The sequence below is a fragment of the Zavarzinia aquatilis genome (genome assembly GCF_003173035.1).
GTDB lineage: Bacteria > Pseudomonadota > Alphaproteobacteria > Zavarziniales > Zavarziniaceae > Zavarzinia > Zavarzinia aquatilis.
The window spans coordinates 194,947-221,277 of record NZ_QGLE01000005.1; the positions used below are offsets into that span (position 1 = coordinate 194,947).

24 protein-coding genes, 1 tRNA gene and 1 other RNA gene are annotated in these 26,331 nt (G+C 67.3%); 13 read left to right on the forward strand and 13 right to left on the reverse strand.

The window, feature by feature from the left end:
* Positions 1-11: 11 nt before the first annotated feature.
* Genes DKG74_RS10785 through DKG74_RS10795 form a run of 3 tightly spaced genes read right to left on the reverse strand, consistent with a single transcriptional unit; the run spans position 12 to position 1,886 of the window.
* Positions 12-926, reverse strand: a complete 915-nt coding sequence (locus tag DKG74_RS10785; protein WP_109905574.1) for an ROK family protein — start codon at positions 924-926, stop codon at positions 12-14.
* A gap of 1 nt (position 927) precedes the next feature.
* Positions 928-1,602, reverse strand: a complete 675-nt coding sequence (locus DKG74_RS10790) for a hypothetical protein (protein WP_109905576.1) — start codon at positions 1,600-1,602, stop codon at positions 928-930.
* Positions 1,602-1,886: a DUF3572 domain-containing protein gene (locus tag DKG74_RS10795; RefSeq protein ID WP_109905578.1), complete on the reverse strand. Its 285-nt coding sequence runs from the start codon at positions 1,884-1,886 to the stop codon at positions 1,602-1,604. The genes DKG74_RS10790 and DKG74_RS10795 overlap by 1 nt, the downstream gene beginning before the upstream one ends.
* A 158-nt stretch (positions 1,887-2,044) precedes the next feature.
* Between DKG74_RS10795 and DKG74_RS10800 the strand changes: the two genes are divergently transcribed.
* From DKG74_RS10800 to DKG74_RS10810, 3 genes are all read left to right on the forward strand, one after another.
* Complete coding sequence (locus DKG74_RS10800) at positions 2,045-3,412, forward strand: PleD family two-component system response regulator (RefSeq protein ID WP_109905580.1); 1,368 nt, start codon at positions 2,045-2,047, stop codon at positions 3,410-3,412.
* A gap of 10 nt (positions 3,413-3,422) precedes the next feature.
* A complete protein-coding gene (locus DKG74_RS10805) occupies positions 3,423-3,818 on the forward strand; it encodes a helix-turn-helix domain-containing protein (RefSeq protein WP_109905582.1) in 396 nt (131 codons plus the stop codon).
* A 104-nt stretch (positions 3,819-3,922) separates the two neighbouring features.
* A complete protein-coding gene (locus DKG74_RS10810; RefSeq protein ID WP_109905584.1) occupies positions 3,923-5,884 on the forward strand; it encodes an alkyl/aryl-sulfatase in 1,962 nt (653 codons plus the stop codon).
* 74 nt (positions 5,885-5,958) lie between these two features.
* Here DKG74_RS10810 and DKG74_RS10815 read toward each other — a convergent pair whose 3' ends face one another.
* A complete protein-coding gene (locus DKG74_RS10815) occupies positions 5,959-7,461 on the reverse strand; it encodes an aldehyde dehydrogenase (protein WP_109905586.1) in 1,503 nt (500 codons plus the stop codon).
* 106 nt (positions 7,462-7,567) lie between these two features.
* Positions 7,568-7,735 (reverse strand): 50S ribosomal protein L33, encoded by a 168-nt coding sequence (gene rpmG, locus DKG74_RS10820; RefSeq protein WP_109905588.1) that lies wholly within the window; start codon positions 7,733-7,735, stop codon positions 7,568-7,570.
* A gap of 178 nt (positions 7,736-7,913) precedes the next feature.
* Here rpmG and DKG74_RS10825 point away from each other — a divergent pair.
* Positions 7,914-7,987, forward strand: a tRNA-Gln gene (locus tag DKG74_RS10825).
* A 135-nt stretch (positions 7,988-8,122) separates the two neighbouring features.
* Here DKG74_RS10825 and ssrA read toward each other — a convergent pair.
* Positions 8,123-8,450: a transfer-messenger RNA gene (gene ssrA, locus DKG74_RS10830) on the reverse strand.
* A gap of 24 nt (positions 8,451-8,474) precedes the next feature.
* Between ssrA and DKG74_RS10835 the strand changes: the two genes are divergently transcribed.
* From DKG74_RS10835 to DKG74_RS10850, 4 genes are read left to right on the forward strand one after another with little or no spacing between them, the layout of a single operon-like run.
* The gene (locus DKG74_RS10835; protein ID WP_109905590.1) at positions 8,475-9,287 is read left to right on the forward strand and encodes an ion channel; all 813 of its coding nucleotides are present in this window, start codon (positions 8,475-8,477) and stop codon (positions 9,285-9,287) included.
* A gap of 19 nt (positions 9,288-9,306) precedes the next feature.
* Positions 9,307-10,266, forward strand: a complete 960-nt coding sequence (gene thyX / locus DKG74_RS10840; RefSeq protein WP_109905592.1) for an FAD-dependent thymidylate synthase — start codon at positions 9,307-9,309, stop codon at positions 10,264-10,266.
* A 3-nt stretch (positions 10,267-10,269) separates the two neighbouring features.
* Positions 10,270-10,764, forward strand: a complete 495-nt coding sequence (locus tag DKG74_RS10845) for a DinB family protein (RefSeq protein ID WP_109905594.1) — start codon at positions 10,270-10,272, stop codon at positions 10,762-10,764.
* Positions 10,765-10,768: 4 nt separating this feature from the next.
* The gene (locus DKG74_RS10850) at positions 10,769-11,020 is read left to right on the forward strand and encodes a hypothetical protein (RefSeq protein ID WP_109905596.1); all 252 of its coding nucleotides are present in this window, start codon (positions 10,769-10,771) and stop codon (positions 11,018-11,020) included.
* Between the two features lie 3 nt (positions 11,021-11,023).
* Here DKG74_RS10850 and DKG74_RS10855 read toward each other — a convergent pair whose 3' ends face one another.
* Genes DKG74_RS10855 through xseA form a run of 3 tightly spaced genes read right to left on the reverse strand, consistent with a single transcriptional unit; the run spans position 11,024 to position 13,437 of the window.
* Positions 11,024-11,821: a M23 family metallopeptidase gene (locus DKG74_RS10855; RefSeq protein WP_109905598.1), complete on the reverse strand. Its 798-nt coding sequence runs from the start codon at positions 11,819-11,821 to the stop codon at positions 11,024-11,026.
* A complete protein-coding gene (locus DKG74_RS10860) occupies positions 11,818-12,018 on the reverse strand; it encodes a DUF2093 domain-containing protein (RefSeq protein WP_207779319.1) in 201 nt (66 codons plus the stop codon). Before DKG74_RS10860 ends, DKG74_RS10855 begins: the two co-directional genes overlap by 4 nt.
* Positions 12,019-12,030: 12 nt before the next feature.
* Positions 12,031-13,437, reverse strand: coding sequence for an exodeoxyribonuclease VII large subunit (gene xseA, locus DKG74_RS10865; RefSeq protein ID WP_243404097.1), 1,407 nt, complete (start codon positions 13,435-13,437; stop codon positions 12,031-12,033).
* 68 nt (positions 13,438-13,505) lie between these two features.
* Here xseA and purD point away from each other — a divergent pair, with 68 nt between their 5' ends.
* The 3 genes from purD to DKG74_RS10880 all read left to right on the forward strand — a co-directional run bounded on the left by purD (position 13,506) and on the right by DKG74_RS10880 (position 18,742).
* Positions 13,506-14,792: a phosphoribosylamine--glycine ligase gene (gene purD, locus DKG74_RS10870; protein WP_109905604.1), complete on the forward strand. Its 1,287-nt coding sequence runs from the start codon at positions 13,506-13,508 to the stop codon at positions 14,790-14,792.
* 153 nt (positions 14,793-14,945) lie between these two features.
* Entirely contained in the window at positions 14,946-16,823 is a 1,878-nt protein-coding gene (locus DKG74_RS10875; protein WP_109905606.1) for a sigma-54-dependent Fis family transcriptional regulator, read from the forward strand.
* 116 nt (positions 16,824-16,939) lie between these two features.
* Complete coding sequence (locus tag DKG74_RS10880; RefSeq protein ID WP_109905608.1) at positions 16,940-18,742, forward strand: NAD(P)/FAD-dependent oxidoreductase; 1,803 nt, start codon at positions 16,940-16,942, stop codon at positions 18,740-18,742.
* A 63-nt stretch (positions 18,743-18,805) separates the two neighbouring features.
* Here the strand turns inward: DKG74_RS10880 and DKG74_RS10885 are convergent, their stop codons facing one another.
* Positions 18,806-19,951, reverse strand: coding sequence for a slipin family protein (locus DKG74_RS10885; RefSeq protein WP_207779320.1), 1,146 nt, complete (start codon positions 19,949-19,951; stop codon positions 18,806-18,808).
* Positions 19,952-20,705: 754 nt separating this feature from the next.
* Entirely contained in the window at positions 20,706-21,719 is a 1,014-nt protein-coding gene (locus DKG74_RS10895; protein WP_109905610.1) for an NAD(P)H-dependent flavin oxidoreductase, read from the reverse strand.
* Positions 21,720-21,804: 85 nt separating this feature from the next.
* On the opposite strand from DKG74_RS10895, the gene DKG74_RS10900 reads away from it, so the two are divergent.
* On the forward strand, positions 21,805-22,491 hold the full coding sequence (locus DKG74_RS10900) for a TetR/AcrR family transcriptional regulator (RefSeq protein ID WP_109905612.1): 687 nt from the start codon (positions 21,805-21,807) through the stop codon (positions 22,489-22,491).
* Between the two features lie 58 nt (positions 22,492-22,549).
* Here DKG74_RS10900 and DKG74_RS10905 read toward each other — a convergent pair whose 3' ends face one another.
* Positions 22,550-23,965, reverse strand: a complete 1,416-nt coding sequence (locus tag DKG74_RS10905; RefSeq protein WP_109905614.1) for an aldehyde dehydrogenase family protein — start codon at positions 23,963-23,965, stop codon at positions 22,550-22,552.
* Positions 23,966-24,260: 295 nt separating this feature from the next.
* Here DKG74_RS10905 and DKG74_RS22420 point away from each other — a divergent pair, with 295 nt between their 5' ends.
* Positions 24,261-24,770, forward strand: a complete 510-nt coding sequence (locus tag DKG74_RS22420) for an HU family DNA-binding protein (RefSeq protein WP_207779321.1) — start codon at positions 24,261-24,263, stop codon at positions 24,768-24,770.
* A 149-nt stretch (positions 24,771-24,919) separates the two neighbouring features.
* Here the strand turns inward: DKG74_RS22420 and DKG74_RS10915 are convergent, their stop codons facing one another.
* A complete protein-coding gene (locus tag DKG74_RS10915; protein WP_109905618.1) occupies positions 24,920-26,212 on the reverse strand; it encodes a DsbA family protein in 1,293 nt (430 codons plus the stop codon).
* Between the last annotated feature and the right edge of the window lie 119 nt (positions 26,213-26,331).

A 26,331-nucleotide genomic window follows, 5' to 3' on the forward strand; every position in this document is an offset into this window, starting at 1 on the left:
CCGCTGACGGATCAGGGCGCCGCCGCTGGCCACAGCCAGGCGGCGCCCCGGACGCCCGATGAATCGCCGTGCAGCGCGGGGCGGATCGCCGTCTCGCAGCTGTCGGAAAAGACCAGCGGCGCGATCAGACCCGGCAGTGCCGGATAAAGCGCCTTCACATTCGACAGGCCCCCGCCCAGCACGATGACATGCGGATCGAGGATGTTGATCACCGTCGCCAAGGCCCGGGCCAGACGGCGGCTGTAGCGGTCGAGGCTGTCGCGGGCGACGAAATCGCCGCCCTCGGCCAGGGCGACGATCTCGCGCGCGGTCAGCACGGCGCCGCTACGGCCCCGGTGATCGAGGGCGAGGCCCGGACCCGACAGAAAGGTCTCGATGCAACCGTGCTTGCCGCAATAGCAGGCCGGGCCTGGGCGTTCCTCGTCCGTCGGCCAGGGCAGGGGATTGTGGCCCCATTCTCCGGCGATGCTGTTCGGCCCGGACAGCAGCTGCCCCTTCACGACGACACCGCCTCCGACCCCAGTGCCGAGGATGACGCCGAACACCGTGCCCGCGCCCGCGCCCGCGCCGTCCGTCGCTTCCGACAGGGCGAAACAGTCGGCATCATTGGCGAGGCGGACCGGGCGGCCCAGCGCGGCGGCGAGGTCGCCAGCGAAATCCTCGCCGATCAGCTCGGTCGTGTTGGCGTTCTTCACCCGGCCGGTGACGGCGGATATGGCGCCCGGCAGGCCGATGCCGACCTCGCCTTCGCCGCCCAGGAGGCGTTCCGCGCCCTGCACCAGCCCGGCGATATTGCGCACCAGCGCCGGATAGTCGCCGCGCGGCGTCGTCGTGCGCTGGCGATACCGCTCGCGGCCCGTGGCGTCGATGGTGACGATCTCGGTCTTGGTGCCGCCGAGGTCGATGCCGTGTCGATAGGCCCGCATGTCACCACCCGAGACTTGCCAGTTCCTGCTCGATCAGCTTGCGGACCTCGTCCCAGTCGTCCACCCGGTGATGGCAATGTTCGGCCGGGCCGATCAGCCGGGCGAGGCGCGGGTCAGCGACGAAATGCACCCGCTGGACCTCGGGCGCGGCCTGGGCGACCGACGTGTGGTTGTGCGGAATGTCGTCGAGGAAGAACACCGGCGCCTTCACGATATCCGCCATGTGGCGCACCGCAGGGCCCTTCAGGCCGGTATTGGCGACGATGGGATAGGGCATCCCGGCGAGGGCCAGCGCCTTTTCCCGGGCGCCGCGCGACGATTCCGGCAGGTTGGACAGGACAACGACCTGCGCCCGGGCCGAGAGCGCGGTCAGCGCGGCGGCGGCGCCGGGGACCGGCGTCATGGTTTCGGTCCGCTCGCGGAAGAAGCCGTCCAGCAAGTCCTTGGCGGTTTCGACCGGGGCCATTTCCTCGGTCGCGGCATTCTTGATATTGCCGACCAGGGCGAAGGACGACAGGTCGAGGTAGTGGCCGTTGTCCTCGAGATAGGCCTCGAAGCCCTGCAGGAACAGGAACAGCACTTCGTCCGCGTCGGTGATCACCAGCGGTCGCCCCTCCTCGAGAACGAGGGCCTCGAGCTGCGGCACGACGCTGTCGTGAATGCGCGGGGCCGACATCACAGCGCCCCCCGGTCGCCGGCGGCGAAACCCGGCAGGGCGATGCGGGCCCGCATCGGTTCCTCGGGACGCAGACCGGCCGCCGCCGCGAAGTCGATCACCAGGGCTTCGTCGCCCAGCAGGAAGTCGAGAATCCCGCCCAACATTTCCGGCTGGCCCGCCATACCCTTCAATTCGGTTGCATCTGTGCCTGTTTCGGCCATAAAACGACCCAACAGGTTTTCGTCTGCGGCAAGATGGGCCAAGGCCATCAGGGCGATGGTTTCGGCGCGGTCTCTGGTCATATGTGCTTCGCCTCTTCCCCCCGTGTTCGGCGCTTCGATTCACGGACGATTCATTGTAGTGCTGTTTCATTGCGAGGTTGGGTGCCGCCACCATGCCGGTGCGCCCCGTCCGAGGTCAATGTTCTGTTCACGCCGGCCAGGAGGCTCCACGCGCGACCATGACTGCGAAGGTACTGGTGGTCGACGACGTCCACGTCATCCGCAAGGTGCTGGAAGCGAAGCTGCTGGCCGAATTCTTCGAGGTGGTCCTGGCCGGCAGCGGGCAGGAGGCGCTGGAGAAGGCGCACAGCGAAAGCCCGGACATCATCCTGCTCGACGTGATGATGCCGGATATCGACGGCTTCGAGGTCTGCCGCCGTCTGAAGGCCGATCCGCTGACCAGCCATATTCCGGTCGTCATGATCACGGGGCTCGACCAGCCGTCGGACCGTGTCACCGGGCTCGAGGCCGGGGCCGACGATTTCCTGACCAAGCCGACCAATGACGTCGCGCTTTTCGCCCGGGTGCGCAATCTCGTCCGGCTGAAAACCATGTTCGACGAGCTGCGGATGCGCGAGGTGACGGGGCTCAGCCTCGGCATTGCCAATCATGCCGACCCCGCACGCGAGGCGGCGGCCCTGCTCAATGCCTCGATCCTCGTGGTCGAGGACGATCCGGCCATGACCGAGTTGATCCGCAGCCAGCTCGCCTATCAGACCGGCCTCTGTTTCGTCACCGGCGATGTCGAGGCGAAACAGGCGGTGCGCGACAATCTGTGGGATCTGGTGATCGTCAGCCTGACGCTGCCGGGGCAGAACGGGCTGCGCCTGTGCGCGCATCTGCGCTCGTCCGAGCGGTTGCGCCAGGTTCCGGTGCTCGTGCTGTCCAAGGTCGGGGACGACCGCTCGCTGCTCCGCGCGCTCGATCTCGGCGTCAACGATTATGTGACCAAGCCGCCGGACCGGGCCGAGTTGCAGGCCCGGGTGAATACCCAGCTCCGGCGCAAGAGTTTCCAGGACCGGCTGCGCGAGACCATGCAGATGTCGGTCGAAATGGCGGTGATCGACCCGTTGACCGGGCTTTATAACCGGCGCTATCTCGAAAGCCATCTGGCCGGCCGCGCCAATCACGACGGCGCCTCGCCCCGGCCGACCGCGCTGATGATCCTCGATCTCGACCATTTCAAGTCGATCAACGACCGCTTCGGCCACGCGGCGGGCGATACGGTGTTGAAGCAGTTTGCCCATCGCATCCGTCTGAACATCCGCGGCGTCGATCTCGCCGCCCGGGTCGGCGGCGAGGAATTCGTCATCGTCCTGCCGGAAACCAGCGGCATGGAAGCTCAGATGATCGCCCAGCGGCTGGTGCGCGTCATCGGACAGGAAGCCTTCGTGATCGGTGACGGCCGGGAACTTCAGGTCACGGTCAGCATCGGTGTGACCGAGGCCCGCCCGGGCGAGGCTGCGGAGGAAGTGCTGCAACGGGCCGATGCCGCGCTCTACAGGGCCAAGGGCGACGGTCGGAACCGATCCGAAGTCGCGTCCTGACGGTGCCGGCGTGAGCGACGGCGCCGCCCCGTCCCCGATCCCCGGTCTCGATCCCGCCAGCATCGACGAAACCCGTCATCTCCTCGATCTGCTCGACCTTATCGCGGCCGAGCGGCAGCGCCTGCATGGCGGCGACGAGCAGGGCGCGGTGGTGCGCCTGCTGCTGCGCCAGATGATCGGCGGCGATGACCGTGGAATGCCCTTGCTGCGCCTCGCGAAGTTGACCGGCTGCCCGCGCGAGACCTTGCGGCGCAAGCTCGGCCCCCTGCTGAACCGGGGCTATCTGGTGCAGGACGAGGCGGGCCGCTACCGCTGCGGCGCCGCCTATTTCACCGACAGCGCCAGCGCGCGCCAGCGCATCCTCGACGCCCTGCGCCAGTTCTTGCCGCCCGCGCCCCGCGACTGAGCGAGGGGTGCCCGTTTCGGGCATTGCCGCGACAGGGCGCATGGCCGATCCTCGTGCCCCATAACGACCCCCGGCCGAATGCGGGGGCGGGGAGGAGCGGGATCATGAACAAGTGGATGCTGGGCGTCGGCCTCGCGGGGGCGGCGCTATGGGCGCTGGCGGCTCGGGGGGAGGACGCGGCGGGACCGAAGCCCGCGACCCCGGCGACGGTCGAAGCCAATGCCGCCGTCGCCGCCGGCCTGCCCTTCGAGGATGCCCGGGATTTCGAGCTGGCTTCGCGCGGCTTCATCGCCGATCTCGCCGGGCAGAAGGTGATGACAGAGGACGGCCGGCTGGTCTGGGACTTCGCCGCCTATGATTTCCTGAAAGGACCGGCGCCAGCGACGGTGAACCCCAGCCTGTGGCGGCAGGCCGGGCTGCTCGCCCGTCATGGTCTGTTCAAGGTCGCCGATCATATCTATCAGGTGCGCGGCTTCGACATTTCCAACATTACCTTCATCGAAGGCAAGACCGGCTGGATCGTCATCGACCCGCTGATTTCGGCGGAAATGGCCAAGGCGGCCTATGGCCTCGTCTCGAAGCAGCTGGGCGAGAAGCCGATCCACGCCGTCATCTATACCCATAGCCATGTCGATCATTACGGCGGCGTGCGCGGCATCGTGGAACAGGCCGATGTCGACGCCGGCAAGGTGAAGGTGATCGCGCCGCAGGGCTTTCTCGAACACGCCGTGTCGGAAAACGTCATCGCCGGCAACGCCATGGGCCGGCGCGCCACCTTCATGTATGGCAGCTTCCTGCCGCGTGGCGCGGAGGGCCAGCTTTCGACCGGCATCGGCCCCGGGCTTTCGGCCGGCACCGTCACCATCATCCCGCCGACCGACGAGGTGACGAAGACCGGCCAGCAGATGGTGATCGACGGCGTCACCCTCGAATTCCAGATGACGCCGGGGACCGAGGCGCCGTCGGAAATGAATATCTACCTCCCCGACTGGCGCGCCCTTTGCCTCGCCGAGAACGCCAATGCCTCGATGCATAATATCCTCACCTTGCGCGGTGCGCTGGTGCGCGATGCCAGGGCCTGGGCCGAATATCTGGGCGAATCCATAAGGCTCTATGGCAAGCGGACCGACGTGATGTTCACCAGCCATTTCTGGCCGCGCTGGGGGGAAGCGGAGATCAATGATTTCCTGGTGAAGCACCGCGACGCCTATCGCTACCTGCACGACCAGTCGGTGCGTCTGATGAACGAGGGGCTGACCGGCGAGGAAATCGCCGAAGCCATCGCCCTGCCGCCGGTGCTGGCGCGCGAATGGTACAATCGCGGTTACTATGGCACCATGCGCCACAATTCCAAGGCGGTCTATCAGCGTTACATGGGCTGGTATGACGGCAATCCGTCCTCCCTCGACCCGCTGCCGCCCGAGGACGCCGCGAAACATTATGTCGAGGCGATGGGCGGGCCGGACGCGGTGCTGGCCAAGGGGCAGGCCGCCTTCGACAAGGGCGACTACCGCTGGGCGGCGGAGCTGCTGAAACACCTCGTCTTCGCCGCGCCCGACGATGCGAAAGCCCGGGCCCTGCTGGCCGACACCTGGGAGCAGCTGGGCTATCAGGCCGAAAGCGCGCCATGGCGGAACATCTATCTCTCGGGCGCTTCGGAATTGCGCACCGGCGAGCATCATGGCATGGCCCAGGCCGGTGGGATCGACACCGTGCGCTCCATGCCCTCCGCCCTGTTGTTCGACCTGATGGCGGTGCGGCTGGACCCTGCGAAGGCGGCGGACAAGGACATCACCCTCAACCTCGCCTTCACCGACCGTAACGAGCAGCACCACCTCGTGCTGCGCCACAGCGTGCTGACCCGCGAACCTGGCCTCGCCGACAAGGCGGCGGTGACGATCACCGGCAAGCGGTCTGCCTTCCTGATGGTCATTTCCGGCATGGCAAAGCTGCCGGATGTCGTCGCCTCGGGCGGGCTCGCGGTCGAGGGCGATCCCGCGGCGCTGGCTGCGCTGCTCGGCAGCCTGAAGGTGCCGCCGACGGATTTCGCCATCGCCACGCCCTGAGGCGGGAAGGGCGCCTCTCGCAGGCGTCGTCCCAGCCTTCGCCGGGACGACGCCTGATAGATACAGTGTGCCGGTCAGCGGATGCTGATCCAGGTCGACTTCAGCTGGGTATATTTTTCCATGGCGTGGAGCGAGCGGTCGCGCCCGAAGCCCGACTGCTTGAAGCCGCCGAAGGGCACGGTGATATCGTCCTCGTCCCAGCCGTTGATCCAGACCATGCCGGCGCGAAGGTTGCGGGCGGCGGTCAGGGCCTTGTCGATATCCTTGGTCCAGATTGCCGAGGCGAGACCGAAGATCGTGCCATTGGCGACGCGGATCGCCTCGTCAAGGCCGTTGAAGGTGATGGTCGACAGCACTGGGCCGAAGATTTCTTCCTGGGCGATGCGGCTCGCCGGCTGCACGCCGTCGAACACCGTCGGCTCGATATAGAAGCCGCCGCTCTCGATTCGCGCCCGGTTGCCGCCGAGGCGGACCGAGGCGCCTTCATCCTTGCCGGTCTCGATATAGGACAGCACCCGTTCCATCTGCTTCTCGTCGACGATGGCGCCCATCTTGGTCGCCGGGTCGAGCGGATTGCCGGGCTGGATCGTCGCCGCGACCCTGGCCAGCTTCTCGAGGAATTCCTCCTTGATCGGCTCCTCGACGAGGAGGCGGGAGCCGGCGGTGCAAACCTCGCCCTGATTGTAGAAGATGCCCCAGGCCGCCTTGGTCGCGGCGAGATCGAGGTTGCCGCAGTCCTTCATGACGATATGGGGCGACTTGCCGCCGCATTCGAGGCTGACCACCTTCATGTTCGAGCGGCCGGAATATTCGAGGAAATATTTCCCGACCTGGGTCGAGCCCGTGAAGGTGACGGCATCGACATCCATATGCAGGCCAAGGGCGGCGCCCGCCGTCTCGCCGAAGCCCGGCAACACGTTGAGGACGCCCGGCGGCAAGCCCGCCTCCGCCGCCAGTTCGGCGAGGCGCAGCGCGGTCAGCGGGCTCTGTTCGGCCGGCTTCAGCACGACGGAATTGCCGGTGGCGAGCGCAGGGCCCAGTTTCCAGCAGGTCATGAGAAGGGGGAAATTCCACGGCACCACGGCGGCGACGACGCCAATGGGCTCGCGCGTGACGAGGCCGAAGGCGTTATGCGCGGTCGGCGCGATCTCGTCATAGACCTTGTCGATCGCCTCGGCATACCACTGGATCGTGTTGGCGGAGGCGGGGACGTCGACGGCGAGGGAATCGCCGATCGGCTTGCCCATGTCGAGGGTCTCGAGCAGGGCGAGTTCGTCGGCGTGCTTGCGCATCAATTCGGCCAGCTTCAGCAGCACCTTCTTGCGCAGCTTGGGCGCCATGCGCGACCAGGCGCCGGATTCGAAGGCGCGGCGGGCCGAGGCGACGGCATGATCGACATCATCCGCGTCGCATTCGGCGACATGCGTCAGCACGCGGCCGTCGATGGGCGAGATTCGGGCAAAGGTGCGGCCGGCGGCGGCGGGCACGAAGCGGCCGTCGATGAAGGCCAGGTGGCGGATGTCCAGCGCCCGGGCGCGGGATTCCCACTGTTCGGTCGACAAGGGGGCGGCAGCCATGCTTCGGTCTCCGTTCGGCGCAAAAGACAACGGCGGCACCTTAAGGGCCGCCGATGGCGCGAACAAGCAGGCTGCCCGCAGGGCAGAGGAACGCGGTTTGCGTTCCTTACTTGATCTTGGTTTCCTTGAACTCGACGTGCTTGCGCACGATCGGGTCGTACTTCTTCAGCGACAGCTTCTCGGTCTTCGTGCGGGGGTTCTTCTTGGTGACGTAGAAGTACCCGGTCTCGGCGGTGCTGAGGAGCTTGATCTTCAGCGTGGTCGGCTTGGCCATGACAGACTCCAGCGGGCGCCATCCGTGGCGCCTTGAAAAAATGAACCGCGAACATACTCGGGCGCCGCGCCTTGTCAAGACTTCGACGCGAATGGGCCCGTCGAGACGAGGCTGCGTCTGACGATTGACAGGCGCGATTCGCGAGACTATAACCCCGGCCTCGTCGCGACGATCCCGCTGGGGGATAGTTTAGCGGTAGAACCCCGGACTCTGACTCCGGTAGCTCTGGTTCGAATCCAGGTCCCCCAGCCAATCGCGTCCATCGCCTCACGACAATTGAAACTACCGCGCTTCGGTCGTCGACCGCGGTCCGGTGCCGTCTCGACGGCGGCTGGGCCATGGCGCTTCCGCGCGCCAATGTCCGCGAGAGAATCGGGAATTGGGAAAGGTGGGGGGCTTCTGTTGCCCGGTGCCCCCCGGACCGCGCTTGCCTAACTAGTTAGGCAGCGAGCGCCATTTCGTTGTCGTTGGCACTTGTGGTTTTGACCCGATAACGGCGGTATCATGCCGAGCGAAAGAACGTCCCTTTACTACGCACGTCGATCCTGTTTCGCCCCCATCATCTGCCGACGAAACGTCGGCTGCCCATCGGCACATGGTGGAGGCGCCGGGTACCGCCCCCGGGTCCGTAACGTCTATTCCGAACTTCGTTTATCGCCATAGTCGGTTGCCCGACACGCCAGATATAGGGCATCGTCCGCGGGATTTGAAGGCATATCGTGAGCGGACGGAATCGGGGATGACGGAAGCAGGGAAGGAGCGGCACGCGCACAAGCGGGTCCGGGCGCATCGCCCGTCGCTGCGCCTGCGCGTCGCCGACCTTTACCGGGGCAGCGATCCGGTGACCGTCGCCTTCCGCTATTTCCTCCTCGTCTTCGATCTGTCGACCGTCGTCTATTTCGTCGTCTTCTCCTTCATCGCCGAGGCGGCGCCCTGGCAGGTTGATATCGCCATCGGCATCGTCATGGCGCTCGACGTCGGGGCGCGGCTGTGGATCGCGCCGCGCCTGATCCGCCATCTGCTGCGGCCGTCGACCCTGTTCGATCTCGTCGTCGTCGCCTCGCTGCTGGTGCCGGGGCTGGAAAGCCTCGCCTTCCTGCGCATCCTGCGGGCACAGCGTATCGCCGTCTCCTATCAGGTGCTGGGCCAGCTCAAGCACCTCTCGCCCTGGCTCGAGGAGAAGGAGATGGCGGTGCGCGCCGGGCTCGATCTCTTCGTCTTCGTCTTCGTGATGTCCGGGGTGATCTTCGCCTTTCAGCACCGGGTGAACCCCGATGTGCATACCTATGCCGACGCGGTCTATTTCACCGTCACCACCCTGACCACGACGGGTTTCGGCGATGTCACCCTGACCGGGCAATGGGGCCGCATCCTGTCGGTGATCGTGATGATCGTCGGGGTCAGCCTGTTCCTCAATCTGGTGCGGGCGGTGCTGCGGCCGACCGGCATCTATCTCAAATGCAGCGGCTGTGGCTTGATCCGCCACGACCGCGATGCGATTCACTGCAAGCACTGCGGGACCCTGCTGAACCACGAGCACCAGGGCATCTGATCAGGAAGGTTCGAGAGACATGACCCCCGAGCAACAGGCCGAAATCGACGCCCTGCGCGCCCAGAGTTTCGTGACGCGCCGCGCGACCGTGCCCGCCCTCGAGGAGATTCTCTACGACGTCATCCCGGTGCTCGACCATGGCTTCGTCCGCGTCATCGACTATATGGGCGACGACGCGGCGGTGGTGCAGGCGGCCCGCGTTTCCTACGGCAAAGGCACCAAGAAGGTGCGGGAAGACGCCGGGCTGATTGCCTACCTGATGCGCCATCGCCACTCGACCCCCTTCGAGATGTGCGAGATCAAATTCCATGTGAAGCTGCCGATCTTCGTCGCGCGCCAGTGGATCCGCCATCGCACCGCCAATGTGAACGAATATTCGGCGCGCTATTCGCTGCTCGACCGGGAATTCTACATCCCGAAGCCCGAGCACCTGGCCGCGCAATCCGCCTCCAACCGTCAGGGCCGGGGCGATGTGCTGCCGCCCGATCAGGCGGAAAAGGTCATGAAGCTGCTGCGCGAGGACGCGGAGCGGAACTACGACCATTACCTCGAAATGCTCGGCACCGGCGACGAGGTGGCGGAGGAGGATCGCGGCCTCGCCGCCTCGGCCGAGACGGTGGCGGTCACCGGCCTTGCCCGCGAACTCGCCCGCATGAACCTGTCGCTGAACTTCTATACCCAATGGTACTGGAAGACCGACCTGCACAATTTCATGCATTTCCTGTCCTTGCGGGCCGATCCTCACGCGCAGTATGAAATCCGCGTCTATGCCGAGGCCATGGCCGATGTGCTCAGGCGCTGGGTGCCCGCGACCTATGACGCCTTCTCGAACTACCGGCAGGGCGGGGTTCTGCTGTCGGCCAAGGCGCTCGCCGTGGTGAAATCCATGATCGACGGCAAGCCCATGAGCCGCGAGGACAGCGGTCTTTCCGTCCGCGAATGGAAGGAAGTCATGGCCACCCTGGGGCGGGAGGGGTGAGCCGTGAAGGCGCATTTCCAGGACTTCGCGGCCTATAACGACTGGGCCAACCGGCGGCTCTATGAGGCGGTCGGTGCCCTGCCGGCCGAGGATTTCACCCGCGACCTCAAGGCCTTCTTCGGCTCCATCCGGGGCACGCTGAACCACATCCTGGTCGCCGACCTGATCTGGCTCGGCCGCTTCACCGGCAAGCCGGCGGCGGGGATCACCAGCCTCGACCAGACCCTGCACGAGGATTTCGCCGCCCTCGACGCCGCGCGGCGGGAGGTGGACCGGCGCCTGATCGACCTTGTCGACGGCATGGCGTCGGCGGATTTCGCCGCCACCATCGCCTATCGCACCATGACGCGGGGCGACGCGGAAAATCGCGTCTCGGACATGCTGACCCATGTCTTTAACCACCAGACCCACCACCGGGGCCAGGCGCACGGCCTTCTGTCGCTGCTGGGCCGGGAGGCGCCGTCCCTCGACCTGATCCTGTTCCTCAACACGAGGTAGGGTCATGCGCGCCGCCGTCTTCGCCGCCGCCGGTTTGCAGGTCGCCCTGTTCCTCCTGCTGCTGTGGCAGGCGCTGTTCATCCAGTCGGATGCGGCGGGCAACGGCATGGCGGAGGGCTTCGCCGTCGTCGCCGGCATCGCCTGCGCCGTCTCGGCCCTGCCGGCGCTGATCCTCGCCTATTTCAGGCGGGCGCTGGTCTTCGCCCTGATCTGGGCGACACTGCCGCTGCTGTTCCTCTTCGTGCTGCTCGGCTGAGGCCTATTGCGGCGGCAACAGCGGCGCCGGGTCGAGTTGCAGCCCATACCAGGCGAGGCCGAAATGCAGATGGGCGCCGGTCACCCGGCCGGTCTTGCCGGACAGCGCGATGACATCGCCCGCCTTCACCGTCTGCCCGACCCGCACGTCGACGCGGGATAGATGGGCATAAAGCGTCTGCACCCCGGCGCCATGGTCGATGATGACGGTGCCGCCGGTAAAATAGAGATCGGGCTCCGCCAGCGTCACCTGTCCCGCAGCGGCAGCGGCGACCGGTGTGCCCTCCGGCACCGCGACGTCGAGGCCGAGGTGCGGTTGCCGGGCTTCGCCGTTCAGGATGCGCTGGCTGCCGTAGACGCCGGAAATCCGCCCCCGGGCCGGCCATTGCAGGCCCGCTTCCCAATCGTAGGCGATGCGGTCGATGGCGCGGGCGGCCTTGATCCTGGCCCGTTCTGTCTCGATCCGCTTCAGGCCCTCGGGGTCCGGGTTCACCTTCTTGTCCGGCAGTCCGTCGATGCGCTGGATCTGCCAGTCGCGGGGCGCGATGGGGCGGCTCAGCGTGGTCGTGCCGGCGGGGCCGGTCACCTGCAGGGTCAGCGCGCCACTCGCGTCCCGGCCAAGACCGAGGGCGAAGCGGCCGTCGGGCGCGATATGCAATTCGCGTCCGTCGTAAGAGATGCGCTCCCCCGGCGCCGCATGTCCGGTAACGAGCGCGCCCTGCGCCACCTCGCCGTCGAGGGTCGCGGCGGCGGCGGGGGCCACCAGCGCCGTCAGCAGGGTGAAGGCGAGGGCGATCCTCATGGTTTCGGGGCGAGGCCGGCCTGTTGCAGCGCGGCCTGCGGCGAGACATAGGGCTCCTGCCGGTCGACCGACCAGTAGCGCAGGTCTTCGAGGGCGATGCGCGCGCCGGTGGCGGCGCAAACGACATGGGTTCCCGGCCACAGGATGCGGAATTGTCCGTGGTCGTAGAGGAGTTTGGCGGGGGCGTCGGCGTCCATCGTCATCTTCGGTCAGATCAGGGTGCCCTGCTCGGGCGGGGGAAGGTCGGTCTTGCGGCGGCGGCGCGGGGGATCACCCGCGGCGACGGCGCCAACGCGGCCGTCGGCGAATTCGATCTCCAGCGCATCGCCCGGATGGAGCGCGGCAGCGGCGGTTTCCAGCTTGCCCGCGCGCCGGACGACGGCATAGCCGCGCGACAGCACGCGGTGATAGGACAGGCTTTCCAGCAATTGCGCGGGCGTCGCCAGCTGCCGCTCCGCCCGCTCGAACAGGCGGCGGGCGGCGGGGGCGAGCCGTTCGGAGACTTGCGCCAGCCGCTCCGCCTTCTGGCGCAGCTCGCCGGTCAGGACATGGGGGCGCAACCCGCCCGAGACTTCGGCCAGTTGCCGGCGCCGGTCGGCGATCAACCCGCGCAACGCGCGCGGCAGCCGCTCGGCAAGGTCGTCGAGGCGCTGCTCCCCGGCTTCGATCAGGCTGCGGGGGTGACGCAGGCCCCGGGCGAGGCCGGACAGCCGCGTGTCGTGTTCCACCAGCAGGCGGCGCGTCGCCATGCGCGCCCGGCCGCCCAGTTCCTCGACCCGGTCGAGAAGGTCGGCCCGCACCGGCACCGCCATTTCGGCGGCGGCGGTCGGTGTCGGCGCCCGCCGGTCCGAGGCGAAGTCGATCAGCGTGGTGTCAGTCTCGTGCCCGACGGCGGAGATGAGCGGAATGGCGCTTTCCGCCGCCGCGCGCACCACCACTTCCTCGTTGAAGGCCCAGAGATCTTCGAGGCTGCCGCCACCCCGGGCGACGATCAGCAGATCGGGCCGGGGAATGGCACCGCCCGGCGCGATGGCGTTGAAGCCGCGAATGGCCCGCGCCACCTGATCCGCCGCGCCTTCGCCCTGCACGGCGACGGGCCAGACCAGCACGGGGCGGGGAAAGCGGTCGGCGAGGCGGTGCAATATGTCCCGGATCACCGCGCCTGTCGGCGAGGTGACAACGCCGATGACCTGCGGCAGGAAGGGCAGGGGGCGTTTCCGCTCGGCGGCGAACAGGCCTTCCGCCGCCAGTTTCCGCTTCCGCTCCTCGAGCAGGGCCATCAGGGCGCCGGCCCCCGCCGGCTCCAGGCTCTCGGCAAGGATCTGGTATTTCGAGCGGCCGGGATAGGTGGTCAGCCGGCCGGTGGCGATCACTTCCAGCCCATCCTCGGGCCGGAATTTCAGCCTTCCGGCGACATTGCGCCAGGCGACGCCGTCGAGCACGGCATCGGCGTCCTTCAGCGCGAAATAGAGGTGGCCGGAGGAATGACGCTTCACGCCCGACAATTCGCCCCGCACCCGGACGAGGGCGAAACGGTCCTCCACCGTGCGTTTGAGAAGGCCCGAGAGTTCCGAGACCGACATCTCGGGCAGATTCGGGGCGGCTGCGTCTTCCATGCTCATGGGTTCATGATACAAGCAGGGCCGGAAAGTTGGGTCCGGAAAGTTGGGTGAGGTCTTTTTCGATGAATGTTCTGGTGATCGGCAGCGGCGGACGCGAACATGCCCTGTGCTGGGCGCTGGCGAAATCGCCGCTCATGGGCCGGCTGTTCTGCGCCCCGGGCAATGGCGGCATCGCCGAGGTCGCGACCTGCATCGACCTCGATTTCCGCGAGACTGACCGGGTGCTGGCCCTGATCCGGGCCGAGAAGATCGACTTCGTCGTCGTCGGGCCGGAAGCGCCGCTGGTCTTCGGCCTCGTCGACAAGCTGACCGAGAAAGGCATCAAGGTCTTCGGGCCGACCGCGGCCGCCGCCCAGCTCGAAGGCTCCAAGGGCTTCACCAAGGACCTCTGCGCCCGCCACGACATTCCGACGGCCGGCTATGGCCGGTTCCACGACAAGGCCTCGGCCCTCGCCTATCTCGAGAAGCAGGGCCTGCCGATCGTGATCAAGGCCGACGGGCTCGCCGCCGGCAAGGGCGTCGTCATCGCGACGACAAGGGACGAGGCCATCGAGGCGGTAGAGGATTGCTTCTCTGGCCGTTTCGGCTCGGCCGGCTCCGAAATCGTCATCGAAGCCTTCCTCGACGGCGAGGAGGCGAGTTTCTTCGCCATCGCCGACGGCCGCCACGTCGTCGCGCTGGGCAGCGCCCAGGACCACAAGCGCGTCTTCGACAATGACGAAGGCCCGAACACCGGCGGCATGGGCGCGGTCGCGCCGTCGCCGCTGATGACGCCGGCCATGGTCGACGAGGTGATGGCCCGCATCATCCGCCCGACCGTCGCCGCCATGTCGGCGGAAGGCCGGCCGTTCAAGGGCGTGCTCTATGCCGGCCTGATGCTGACCGGCACGGGCCCGCAGCTGATCGAATACAATGTCCGCTTCGGCGATCCCGAATGCCAGGTGCTCTTGATGCGGATGAAGAGCGATCTTCTGCCCGTGCTGATCGCCGCCGCCGATGGTGTCCTCGACAGGCTGAACATCGAATGGGACTCGCGCCCGGCGGTCTCGGTTGTGCTCGCGACCAATGGCTATCCGGGCGATCTGCTGCCCGGCGGCGAAATCCGTGGCCTCGATGCCGCGGCTGCTGTGCCGGACGTGAAGGTATTCCACGCCGCGACCCGGGCTGTTGGCGATCACTTCGTCCCTGTCGGCGGCCGTGTCCTCAATGTGACGGCGCTGGGCGAGACCATCACCAGGGCCCGCGAGATCGCCTATGAAGCGGTCGGCAAGATCGACTGGCCCGGCGGCTTCTGCCGCAGCGACATCGCCCTGAAAGCCATCGTCGCCGCCGGCGAAAGCGGCGACTGATCCATGGTCCGCCGCATCCCCTGTCAGACGGGCGGGGATGCGGCCGCCCTCGTCCTTTAGTGCCGTTGGCATCGCGGCCGATGCCGTGCACAGTGAGTATCAGGGAGAAACAACGAAGGGGACGGAAAGCCGGAAGACCGGCGGCCGTAATCCATGCTCTCGCCCGTCGACCATATCCGCGAGATCGAGCGGGTCGGCGCGGGGGCTGACAGCGACCGCGACGCGACGGTCGTCCAGTCCTGGCTGCGCTGCATCCGCGATCATCGCCTCGACCCGGCACAGGCCTGCGAAGCCTATATCGTGCCGGACGGGCGCCTGCGCGAGCATCGCCAGCAGTCGGAAGACCTGATCGCCATCGCCCGATCCGGGCTCGAAGGTCTCTACCGCCATATCGCCGGCCAGAATTACGTGCTGCTGCTGGCCGACCGACAGGGCGTCACCGTCGATTTCCTGGGCGATCCGCAATGGAATGGGCAGTTGCGCAAGGCCGGGCTCTATCTCGGCGCCGAATGGTCGGAGGCGCGGGCGGGGACCTGCGCGGTCGGTGCCTGCATCGAGCAGGGCGAAGCCCTGACCATTCATCAGACCGACCATTTCGACAATACCCACACGCCGCTGTCCTGCACCGCCGCGCCGATCTATCGCGCCGACGGCGAACTGGCGGCGGTGCTCGACATCTCGCTGCTGTCGTCGCCCCTGCAGAAGACCAGCCAGCGGCTGGCGCTCCATCTCGTCAGCGCGACGGCGCGGCGGATCGAGCTGGCCCATCTGATGGCGCAGGCCCGGCACGACTGGGTGCTGCGCTTCGCCCGTTCCCCGGAATTCCTCGACGTCGATCCAGAGGCGGCGGTCTCGGTCGATGCCTCGGGGCGCATCCGGGGCATGACCCACGGCGGCGCCCGCATCCTGGCGGCGGCGGCGGGCGGCGACTGGCGCCGGCCCGACCGGCTGATCGGCCGGCCCCTGTCCGACTATTTCACCATGGATGTCGACGACCTGCCCGAGCTGACGCGCCGTCGCCCGACCCACGACCGGCTGCTGGTGGCGCGCGACGGCAACAGTCTCTTCGCCCATGCGATCGAGCCGCAGCACAAGGTTGCCCGCAGCCTGCTGCCCCGGCGGGACGAGATTCCGGCGCCCCTGCGCGCCCTCGGCGGCGCCGATCCGGCGATGGAGGCGTTGCAGGTCCGGGCGGCGAAACTGGCGCCGAAACCGGTGCCGATCCTCATTCAGGGCGAGACCGGCACGGGCAAGGAATTCCTCGCCCGGGCGCTGCACGACGGCAGCGGCCTGTCCGGCCCCTATGTCGCGGTCAATTGCGCGGCGATCCCCGAAACCCTGATCGAGAGCGAGCTGTTCGGCCATGCCCCCGGCGCCTTCACCGGGGCGGCGGCGGGCGGGCGCAAGGGCCTGATCGAGGCGGCGGACGGCGGCACCCTGTTCCTCGACGAAATCGGCGACATGCCGCTGGTGTTGCAGGCCCGGCTGCTGCGCGTCCTCGCCGAAAAGGAAGTGACGCCCGTCGGCGCGACGCGGCCGCGGCCGGTTACCGTGCGCATTCTCTCCGCCTCGCACCGCGATCTCGCGGAACTGGTGGCGGCGGGGCGGTTCCGCGCCGACCTCTATTACCGGCTGAACGCCGCGACCCTGACCCTGCCGCCCCTCCGCGCGCGGCGGGATTTCGACTGGGTGCTGGACCGCCTGATCGAGCGTCACCGGCCGAAGGGCGGCGCGCTCGCCCTGTCGGCGCCGGCGCGCGACCTGCTGCGCGGCCACGACTGGCCGGGCAATATCCGTGAGCTGGACAATGCGATGTCCGTCGCCGCCGCCCTGTGCGAGGGCGGAAGGATCGAGGTCGCCGACCTGCCGGAACATTTTCACCGCTCGGCACCGGCGAGCGATCCGCGCCGCCAGGCGCTGGAAGCCGTGCTGCGCGACTGCCGGGGCAATGTCTCGGAAGCGGCGCGGCGCCTCGGCCTCGACCGGACGACGGTGCACCGGCAGATGAAGCGCCTCGGCCTCGGGGTGTAGCGCCGCAGCTGTGGCGTTGCCGGGGCCTTTCGCCACAGGGCGGCCCAGACATTCCGCCCTTTCCGGACTGGCACGCGACTTGCCATTTCCTGCCCAAGCACAACAGGGAGGAAACCATGCTCGACACCAGTCCATCGACCCGCGTCAACGCGGTGCTCAGCCGCCTCGACGAAGCCTTGGTGAAAGGCGATATCGAGGGGGCGGTCGATCTCTTCGCCACCGATTGCTACTGGCGCGATCTCGTCACCCTGACCTGGAACCTGAAGACCATGGAGGGGCGGGACGAGGTCCGCGCCATGCTGCAAAGCCAGCTGGCCCGGATCGCCCCGCGCGGCTTCGTGCAGGATGCCACGCAGGCGGCCTCGGAAGCGGGCGGCGTCACCGACGGCTGGTTCGACTTCGAGACCGCGCACGCCCGGGGTTACGGCCATATCCGCATCCGCGATGGCCGCATCTGGACCCTGCTGACCACCATGAGCGAACTCAAGGGTCACGAGGAGCCGAAGGGCATCCGCCGGCCCCTGGGCGCCGAGCACGGCCACGACCGCGACCGCAAGACCTGGACCGAGAAACGCGCGCAGGAAGCGCGGGAGCTGGGCTATGAGACCCAGCCCTATGTCCTCGTCATCGGCGGCGGTCAGGGCGGCATCGCCCTCGGCGCCCGGCTGCGCCAGCTCGGCGTGCCCACCATCATCATCGAGAAGAACGCCCGGCCGGGCGATTCCTGGCGCAAGCGTTACAAGTCGCTCTGCCTGCACGATCCGGTCTGGTACGACCACCTGCCCTATATTCCCTTCCCCGAGAACTGGCCGGTGTTCACGCCCAAGGACAAGGTCGGCGACTGGCTGGAAATGTACACGAAGGTGATGGAGCTGAACTACTGGTCCTCCACCACCTGCAAATCCGCCCGTTTCGACGAGGCGGCGCAGGAATGGGTGGTGACGGTCGAGCGCGAGGGCAAGGAGGTCGTGCTGCGGCCGAAGCAACTCGTCCTCGCCACCGGCATGTCGGGCAAGGCCAATGTGCCGACGTTCGCGGGCCAGGACGTCTTCAAGGGCGAGCAGCAGCACTCGTCGCAGCACCCGGGGCCGGATGCCTATGCCGGCCGGAAGGTCGTCGTCATCGGCTCCAACAATTCCGCCCATGATATCTGCGCCGCGCTGTGGGAAGCGGGGGCCGATGTCACCATGGTGCAACGCTCCTCGACCCATATCGTGCGTTCGGACACGCTGATGGATATCGGCCTCGGCGATCTCTATTCCGAGCGGGCGGTGGCGGCGGGCGTGACCACGCGGAAGGCCGATCTCATCTTCGCCTCGCTGCCCTACCGGATCATGCATGAGTTCCAGATCCCGCTCTACGACCGGATGCGCGAACGGGACAAGGATTTCTACGACAAGCTGGAAGCGGCCGGTTTCATGCTGGACTGGGGCGACGACGGCTCGGGCCTGTTCATGAAATACCTGCGCCGGGGCTCGGGCTATTACATCGACGTCGGCGCCTGCGATCTCGTCATCGACGGCTCGATCAAGCTGAAGTCGGGCAGCGACGTCAGCCATCTGACCGAGGATGCGGTGGTGCTGAAGGATGGCACGGTGCTGCCGGCCGATCTCGTCGTCTATGCCACGGGCTATGGCTCGATGAACGGCTGGGCGGCCGACCTGATCAGCCGCGAGGTCGCGGACAAGGTCGGCAAATGCTGGGGCCTCGGCTCCGACACCACCAAGGACCCGGGCCCGTGGGAGGGCGAGCAGCGCAACATGTGGAAGCCGACCCAGCAGGACAATCTGTGGTTCCACGGCGGCAACCTGCATCAGTCGCGCCACTATTCGCAATATCTGTCGCTGCAGCTGAAGGCGCGGATGGAAGGCCTGCCGACGCCGGTCTACGGCCTGCAGGAGGTCCATCACAAGGGTTGACCGGCCCACCTCCGGGGTCCGGCAGGGCAGGGGCGGCGGTGCCAGAGACGCCGCCCCTGTTCCTTAATTGTCGCGCAGGCGGACGATGTCGTTCATCAATCCGCCGGTGCCGTTATAGACGGTCAGGCGTTCCACCTTGCCGGCGATCGCTTCCAGCGCCTCCAGCTCCTTCAGCCGGAGCATCACCGGGTTCTCGGCCATCACCTTCGCGGTGTTGAGCAGGGACCGGGTGGCGTTCGTTTCCTCGCGCCGACGGATGACATTGGCTTCGGCCTGTTTCTCGGCCGCGACCACCTGGTTCAGGATTTCGCGCATCTCGCCGGGCAGGATCACGTCCTTCAGCGCGATGTCGATCACCTCGACGCCGATGGCCGCCATGTCCGCCGTCACCTTTTCCGCCGCCTCGGCATCGAGCGTCACCTTCTTCTCGAGGATCTGGTCGAGGCTGAGGGCGCCCAGCGTCTTGCGGAAGGCAAGCTGCAGGGCGCGGTAGAGGCTGTCGGCGAAGTCCTTCACCGTGTTGACCGCGGCGAGCGGATCGACCACGCGGTATTCGGCCGCGAGGTTGAGGCGGATCGTCACCCGGTCGCGGGTCAGCACTTCCTGACCATTTACGTCCAGGGTCTGGCGCTTCAGGTCGATCAGCTTGACGCTCACGGTGCGGCCGGCACTCCAGAAGCCCTGGAGGCCGGGCTCCAGCGTCGCGGCATAAGTACCATCGACGAAGAGCAGGCCCGCCCAGCCCTCGGCCACGCTTGCCACCGAGACAAGGCTGGACTTGCCGAAAGCCACCAGGCGCTTCAGCAAGGCGGGGGCGATGCGCAGCTCGCCGCTCACGTCGAAGCGGGTGATCGACCAGGGGCCGGCGTCGTTCCACACCGTCAGCCGGTCGTCGGGCTTCATGAGCACGACGATCTGGCCATCCCGCTCGACCACCGCGACCTCGTCGCGCGTGGTGCGGAAGGCCGTCAGATGACGCGCCGCCACCTCCGGGAGCTTGTCGAACAGAGGCTTCTCATAAGGCGAGACGAAGATTCCCCTGCCGATATCGAAGCTGACGGTTTCCAGCTTGCCGCCACGATTGGGCAAGGCGGTTTCGCCAGGGCCGAAGATACCCAGCAGCCTGCCCTTGTAGAGGGCGAGAATTCGTTCGTTTTCCTTGGCGGGGATGCGTTTGCGGCCCCGGATCTTGTCGAGAAATTCCATCATCGTCGTTACTCCCATCGGGCATGTTCACGGCATGCGTCGATCGTCCTTTCGCTTGGCAAATCCGGTCCGCGGGCGGGCCGGGGTGGGGTTAGGGGGGGGGGAAAAAGGGAAGCCGGGAACCGGAAAACATCCGGCCGCGGCGGACCCGCGGGGATAGGGAGTCGAGGCGACCGGGCGGGCGGCGCGGGATGGTCCCGTCCGACGGCGCGGCCGCGTCTTCTCCATCACCCGGAGCCGGCGGCGGCGGGATGGCGGGGCGATCTTCGGCACCGCCTTCGCCTTGCGGCGGCGGGATGCCTCGGGTCTCCTCGCGATCCGGTCCCCGGCCCCACATTTCATGGGCACCGGGTGGTGCAACTGGTTTTCAAGACCAGGGTGGAGAAGGATTCGAACCTTCGACACTCGGAATTTTGATCCGATGCTCTATCCGCTTGAGCTATCCAATGACGAAGCCTGCGGGAGTCGAACCCGCGTATCCGGACAAGCCGGCGCTTTACCGTAAGCTAAAGGCTCACTCCGGCCGGATCGACACGGCGCCATATGCGGGAAGGCAGGGCCGCCCGCAGGGGTGGATGTTGGGAAATCCGACCGTTGTGCTCGTGCCGGTCATGTGACCGGAGCGCGTATCTAACGCCGCAGGCTGTCGGGGGCAAGCGGAAATGCCACGGTTTGTTGTCGCGGCTGCCGCACCTGTTGCGATGCGGCCACAGTTGCGATCCGGCCCTTCGGGCAGGGCCGGATCGGCGTGCGGTGTTTACTCCGCCGCGCGGGCGCGGGGGATGGCGTTCAACCGGTTCAGGCGGGCGAGGGCGGCGTCATATTCGCGGCGGAAGCGGGCGACCAGTTCGCCCGCGGGCAGCACGGCGTCGATGGGGCCGATGCCCTGGCCGCAACCCCAGATGTCACGCCAGGCCTTGGCGCCGGAATTGCCGCCGGAGCCGAAGTTCATCTTGCTGGGATCGGATTCCGGCAGATGCTCGGGATCGAGACCGGCGTTGACGATGGACGGGCGCAGGTAGTTGCCGTGCACCCCGGTGAAGAGGTTGGTATAGACGATGTCCTCGCCGCCGCAATCGACGATGGCCTGCTTGTAGGCTTCGGTCGCGTTGGCTTCCTTGGTCGCGATGAAGGCCGAGCCGATGTAGCCGAAGTCGGCGCCCATGGCCTGCGCGGCCAGGATGGAATCGCCCCGCCCGATGCAGCCCGACAGGGCCAGCGGGCCGTCGAACCAGGCGCGGATTTCCTGGATGAGGGCGAGGGGCGACAGGGTGCCGGCATGGCCGCCCGCGCCGGTCGCGACCGCGATCAGCCCGTCCGCGCCCTTTTCCACCGCCTTGCGGGCGAAGGTCTGGTTGATGATGTCATGCATCACGATGCCGCCATAGGAATGGATCGCCGCGAAGACGTCCTCCCGCGCGCCGAGCGAGGTGATGACCACCGGCACCTTGTATTTCACGCACATCTCGACGTCGTGCTGCAGCCGGTCGTTGGACTTGTGCACGATCTGGTTGACGGCGAAGGGGGCGGACGGGGCCTCAGGATGGTCGCGGTCCCAGGCGGCCAGTTCCTCGGTGATGCGGTGCAGCCATTCGTCGAGCTGGGCCGCCGGCCGGGCGTTCAGCGCCGGGAAGGAGCCGACGATGCCGGCCTTGCACTGGGCGATCACCAGATCCGGGTTCGAGACGATGAACAGGGGCGCCGCGATGGCGGGCAGGGACAGGCGGCGGCGCAGGCCTTCGGTGATGCCGTCGGTGCGGTCGATGATCATGTTTCCTCTCCTCGACGATTTGATTGTGCGCGGCGTGGAAACACTGTTACCATAAGAAACGTTGTTACCACAAGGGCTCAAACTCGTGACCGTCGACTTCGATGCACGGCAATCGCGGGCGGACATGCGGGAAGACCTGCGGGCGGCCCTGCTCGCCGCCGCCGCCCGCCTGATCTCGGAAGAAGGGCTGGGGGCCCTCGCGCTGCGCCGCCTGGCCGAGCGGGTGAATGTCTCGACGAAGGCGGTCTACACCCTGTTCGGCGGCAAGGAGGGGCTGATGGAGGCCCTCTATGTCCATGCCTTCGACGGCATCGCCAGTTTCGAGCCCGAGGTGCTGGAGATTGCCTCACCTCAGCGGCGGATTCTCGAGTTGCTGCGCGGCTATCGCCGCTATGCGCTGGCGCGGCCCGATCTTTATGCCGTGATGTTCGGCGATGCCGCCATGGGCCTGTCGCCTTCCGCCGAGAGCCGGCGCCACGCCTGGAACACCACGCGGCCCATGCGCCAGACCTTGCGCGAATGCCGCCCCGGCATGACGGCGGAGGAGGCGGATTTCATCATGCGCGCCCTGTGGTCGGCGGTGCATGGCATCGTCAGCCTGGAATTGCGCCAGCTGATCGGCGGCCACGACATGGCCAACCGCCTGTTCGACGAGAGTTTCACCGGCCTGCTGCGGCACTTCGGCGTGCCGTTCGACCGGGAACTGTTGAAAGACCCGGCCCTCCCACTTCACCCCGGCCCTCTCCCCCCAAGGGGCGGAGAGGGAGAATAAGCCCCCTCTCCGCCCTTCAGGGGGAGAGGGTTGGGGTGAGGTGGGTTACACCGAAAGATCAGCGTTTCACGCTGATCGTCTGCACATTGGTATATTCGAGAAGGCCGGCCTCGCCATTCTCGACGCCGAGGCCCGACTGCTTGTGGCCGGCGAAGGCGGCGAGGGGGGAGAGGTGCTGGGTCTCGTTGATCCAGACGTTGCCGGTTTCCAGCATCTCGCCGATGGCGAGCGCCTTTTCCGCGTCCGACGACCAGACCGAGCCGCCGAGGCCATAGTCGCTGGCATTGGCCTTGGCCACCGCTTCCTCGATGCTGTCGACCTTCAGGAGGGGCAGGATCGGGCCGAACTGTTCCTCCTGGACGATGCGGGAATCTTCCGGCGGATTGTCGAGGATGGTCACCGGCACGAAGTAACCCGGGCCGTCCACGGCGTCGCCGCCGGTCAGGAAATGGTGGCCGTTCTTCTTGGAATCCGCGATCAGGTCGAGCACGCGGGCATATTGCTGCTTGTTCTGAACGGGGCCGATCTGGGTGCCCTGCTCGGTGCCGTCGCCGACCTTCACCGTCTTGGCGTAATCGACGATGGCGTCCTTCAAGGGCTCGTAGACGTCCTTGTGGATATACATGCGCTTGGAGGCGATGCAGATCTGGCCGTTGTTGCGGAAGGCGGCCCAGAACAGCTCGGGCGCGACCTTGTTCACATCGACGTCGGGCAGGACGATGGCGGCGTCATTGCCGCCGAGTTCCAGCGTCACCCGCTTCAGGGTGGAGGACGCCGATTCCATCACCCGCCGCCCGGTCTGGGTCGAGCCGGTGAAAGCGACCTTGTCGATGCCCGGATGCGAGGTGATCCAGGGGCCGAGGGCATCGCCGCCCGAGACGATGTTGAGGACGCCCGGCGGCAGCAGGTCGCGCAGCAATTCGCCGATCTTCAGCGTGGTCAGCGGCGTGAAGGGCGAGGGTTTCAGCACGATCGTGTTGCCGGCGAGCAGCGCGGGGCTGATCTTGAAGAAGGCGAGGATGACCGGGAAATTCCACGGCGAAATGGCGCCGATGACGCCGATCGGCACGTGACGCGTGATGCTCTTCCGCTCGGCCGAATCCTCGTTCACGATCTCGGGCAGGTTCAGCGTCGCCGTGCCCTGCACGAACATGCCGGTGCCGCCGACCTCGAACTCTGCGTCGGCATAGGGCTTGCCCTGTTCGAGGGTCAGCAGGCGGCGCAGCGGCTCGATGTTGGCGAAGATGCGGCCGGCGATGGCGTTCAGCAAGTCGCGGCGCGTCTCGACCGGGGTCGCGCGCCAGCCGGGGAAGGCGGCCCGGGCGGCGGCGACCGCCTCGTCCAGCTGCTCCCGCGAACAGTCGGGGGCCTGCGCGATCACCGTTTCATTGGCGGGGTTCAGCACCGGAAACGAGCTGGCCCCGGCGACGCCCTTGCCCCCGATGGTCATGGTGAAATCGGTTTCGAAATTCATCGTTTCTCTCCCACTGTATTTCTTGTTCGATCGCACCGGGGTGGCCGGATGCGAAACCGAAAGACTATGAACTTCGGCGCTTCGCGGGACCATCCCTTCGGATAGGTGGGGGGCGGTAAAATCCCGCGCGCGGGTGCATTATTTTCCGTTCTGCTGCGCTGCAACCGCCGGTGTGCCGGTGCCATTGTTGCAGACGCAAGTCAAAGTCCGCTTTTGTCCTTGGCAAAGGCATGTACACTCCCGCGCAGTATTGGGCTTTACCCAGACCGAATCGCTCTTATCGGGAGTTGGCCAAGTGGCGACCTTCAAGGAATTGATCAGCGATTATGCCGCTCAGACCGGGCTGGAGCCCAAGGTGGCCGACAAGGCCCTCCGCGGTGTAATCACCTTCATTGCAACCCGCACCGCCAAGGGCGAGAAGCTGCGCCTGCCGGGCCTCGGCACCTTCGAGGTGAAGAAGCGCCCGGCCCGCAAGGGACGCAATCCGCAGACCGGCGCTGCCATCAAGATCAAGGCCAGCTCGCGCCTCGGCTTCAAGCAGGCCGCGACCCTCGCGGTCGCGGCGCCCGCGCCGAAGAAGGCCAAACCGGTGAAGGCCGTCAAGGCCGAGGTGAAGGAAGAGGCGAAGCCGGCCAAGGCTGCCAAGGCCAAGGCCGTCAAGGCGGCGCCCGCCCCGGCCCCCGCGCCCGAGCCGGTGAAGCCGGCCAAGGCGGCGAAGACTGCCAAGGCCAAGGCCGCCCCGGCGGCCAAGCCGGTCGAGGTGAAGGCCGAGAAGCCCGCGCGCAAGAAAGCCGCCAAGGCCTGATAGACGTCGCCGCCTTTTCCTGCGTGAGATCCCGGCCATCGCCGGGATGACGCGGGAGGGAGAGGCGGGATGCAGAACGAAATTCGTCGTTCCGGCGAAGGCCGGAACCTCGATCAGCGTGGAGCATGGGGCCGCGTGATCCTCAAGGGTTACGCCGTGCCGCGTGCCGCCCTGATCATCGCATCCTCGATCAGCCATAGCCGGTCCTGCCCCCAGGTCGCCGTTTCTCCGAATCGCAAGGACGGCACACCCCACAACCCTTCGTCGACCATGGCCTGACGGTTGGTTTCGGCCGTCGCCCGCCAGCCCTCGTCGGCCATCGCCGTCCTGGCGTGTGACCAGTCGAGGCCCGCGCGTTCGACCAGCTGGCGCAGTCCCGCCTCGCTGCCGGCGTCGATCCCGTCGGCGAAGACCCCTTGCAGGAAGGACAGGGCGAAGGCCCGGGCCTTGGCCTGATCCGTTCGCAGCGCGAAGGCCAGAATGGCGAGGCCCCGGGCCACCGGCTCGCCCAGCGGATCGGCGATGCGACCGAAGGGCAGGGCTTCCGAGCGCGCCTCGCGCGCCGTGTCGCGCACGATGTAGAGCCGTTTCGCCATCGGCACCGGCAGGCCGCGCGTGACCATGGGCAGCACGAAGCGCAAATCCAGCGTGGCGCCATAGTGATCGGCGAGGGCGAAGGCACGCGGCAGCACGATATAGGAATAGGGCGAGCGGAAGGACAGGAACAGCTCCAGCCGCCGCCCGGCCAGTCGCCCCTTGCAGTCCGTGGGCAGGCGCAAGGCCTCGCGCGGATGCTGGATCGCCGGGCCGGCGTCGCGCCGCCGGGCGCCCAGCGTTTCGAGCCGCTGTTCCAGATAATGCAGCCGGTCGAGGCCCCAGTACCATTCGCCGGCATAATGGAAGGTGGCACCGAGATAATGGCCCAGCTTTTCCCGCAGGGCGGCGCCCGCGGCGACGGCCGCCGTGCTGTCGCCGCTCCCCGGGGGGACTTCGCCGCGCCAGGCTTCGGCGGTGAGCGCGGCGGCCGAGGCGATGAAGCTGCCGTCGGCCATGGCCTGCAGCAGGCGCCACTCCCCGGCGCGGGCGGCGGCCTCGTCCATCGGCGCCGACAGGTCGGGGACCGCAAGGCCCAGATGGGCGGCGAGGCTGGCCGCGTCCTTCCGGGCATAGGCATCGAGCATCGCGCGTTCGGGCGCGGCCCAGTCGGGCGGTGGCGGCACCAGATGGGGGCGGATCGAAACGCCTCGCCGTGCCGCGAGGGCGGGCAGCGCCATCGCCGCCAGCAGGCTGTAGGGATCGCGGATATCGTGGAAATAGTCGATCTCGTGGCGCTTGCGGCGCAGCCGGCGGCGGCCTTCCGCCACCCGGCGGCGCAGCACGTTCAGGCGCTCGCTGGTCACGAGCCGGCTGGCCTCGCGGGCGAGCAGACGGCGCAGGGACATGATGTCCTCCCCTTCCGGGCCTTGTGTGCCGGCCCTTGTCTTTGCCGTAACGGCACGGCGAAGGTAATGGAATTCATTAGCGCGTGCAAGGCGCCGGGCACCGCTTGCCGCCGGACGGC

Excerpts from the sequence above, each read along its gene's own strand:
- DKG74_RS10785 (WP_109905574.1), bottom strand. The coding sequence starts at position 926 with ATGCGGGCCTATCGACACGGCATCGACCTCGGCGGCACCAAGACCGAG.
- DKG74_RS10790 (WP_109905576.1), bottom strand. The coding sequence starts at position 1,602 with ATGTCGGCCCCGCGCATTCACGACAGCGTCGTGCCGCAGCTCGAGGCC.
- DKG74_RS10795 (WP_109905578.1), bottom strand. The coding sequence starts at position 1,886 with ATGACCAGAGACCGCGCCGAAACCATCGCCCTGATGGCCTTGGCCCAT.
- DKG74_RS10800 (WP_109905580.1), top strand. The coding sequence starts at position 2,045 with ATGACTGCGAAGGTACTGGTGGTCGACGACGTCCACGTCATCCGCAAG.
- DKG74_RS10810 (WP_109905584.1), top strand. The coding sequence starts at position 3,923 with ATGAACAAGTGGATGCTGGGCGTCGGCCTCGCGGGGGCGGCGCTATGG.
- DKG74_RS10815 (WP_109905586.1), bottom strand. The coding sequence starts at position 7,461 with ATGGCTGCCGCCCCCTTGTCGACCGAACAGTGGGAATCCCGCGCCCGG.
- rpmG (WP_109905588.1), bottom strand. The coding sequence starts at position 7,735 with ATGGCCAAGCCGACCACGCTGAAGATCAAGCTCCTCAGCACCGCCGAG.
- DKG74_RS10835 (WP_109905590.1), top strand. The coding sequence starts at position 8,475 with ATGACGGAAGCAGGGAAGGAGCGGCACGCGCACAAGCGGGTCCGGGCG.
- thyX (WP_109905592.1), top strand. The coding sequence starts at position 9,307 with ATGACCCCCGAGCAACAGGCCGAAATCGACGCCCTGCGCGCCCAGAGT.
- DKG74_RS10850 (WP_109905596.1), top strand. The coding sequence starts at position 10,769 with ATGCGCGCCGCCGTCTTCGCCGCCGCCGGTTTGCAGGTCGCCCTGTTC.
- DKG74_RS10855 (WP_109905598.1), bottom strand. The coding sequence starts at position 11,821 with ATGAGGATCGCCCTCGCCTTCACCCTGCTGACGGCGCTGGTGGCCCCC.
- DKG74_RS10860 (WP_207779319.1), bottom strand. The coding sequence starts at position 12,018 with ATGGACGCCGACGCCCCCGCCAAACTCCTCTACGACCACGGACAATTC.
- xseA (WP_243404097.1), bottom strand. The coding sequence starts at position 13,437 with ATGGAAGACGCAGCCGCCCCGAATCTGCCCGAGATGTCGGTCTCGGAA.
- purD (WP_109905604.1), top strand. The coding sequence starts at position 13,506 with ATGAATGTTCTGGTGATCGGCAGCGGCGGACGCGAACATGCCCTGTGC.
- DKG74_RS10875 (WP_109905606.1), top strand. The coding sequence starts at position 14,946 with ATGCTCTCGCCCGTCGACCATATCCGCGAGATCGAGCGGGTCGGCGCG.
- DKG74_RS10880 (WP_109905608.1), top strand. The coding sequence starts at position 16,940 with ATGCTCGACACCAGTCCATCGACCCGCGTCAACGCGGTGCTCAGCCGC.
- DKG74_RS10885 (WP_207779320.1), bottom strand. The coding sequence starts at position 19,951 with ATGATGGAATTTCTCGACAAGATCCGGGGCCGCAAACGCATCCCCGCC.
- DKG74_RS10895 (WP_109905610.1), bottom strand. The coding sequence starts at position 21,719 with ATGATCATCGACCGCACCGACGGCATCACCGAAGGCCTGCGCCGCCGC.
- DKG74_RS10905 (WP_109905614.1), bottom strand. The coding sequence starts at position 23,965 with ATGAATTTCGAAACCGATTTCACCATGACCATCGGGGGCAAGGGCGTC.
- DKG74_RS10915 (WP_109905618.1), bottom strand. The coding sequence starts at position 26,212 with ATGTCCCTGCGCCGTCTGCTCGCCCGCGAGGCCAGCCGGCTCGTGACC.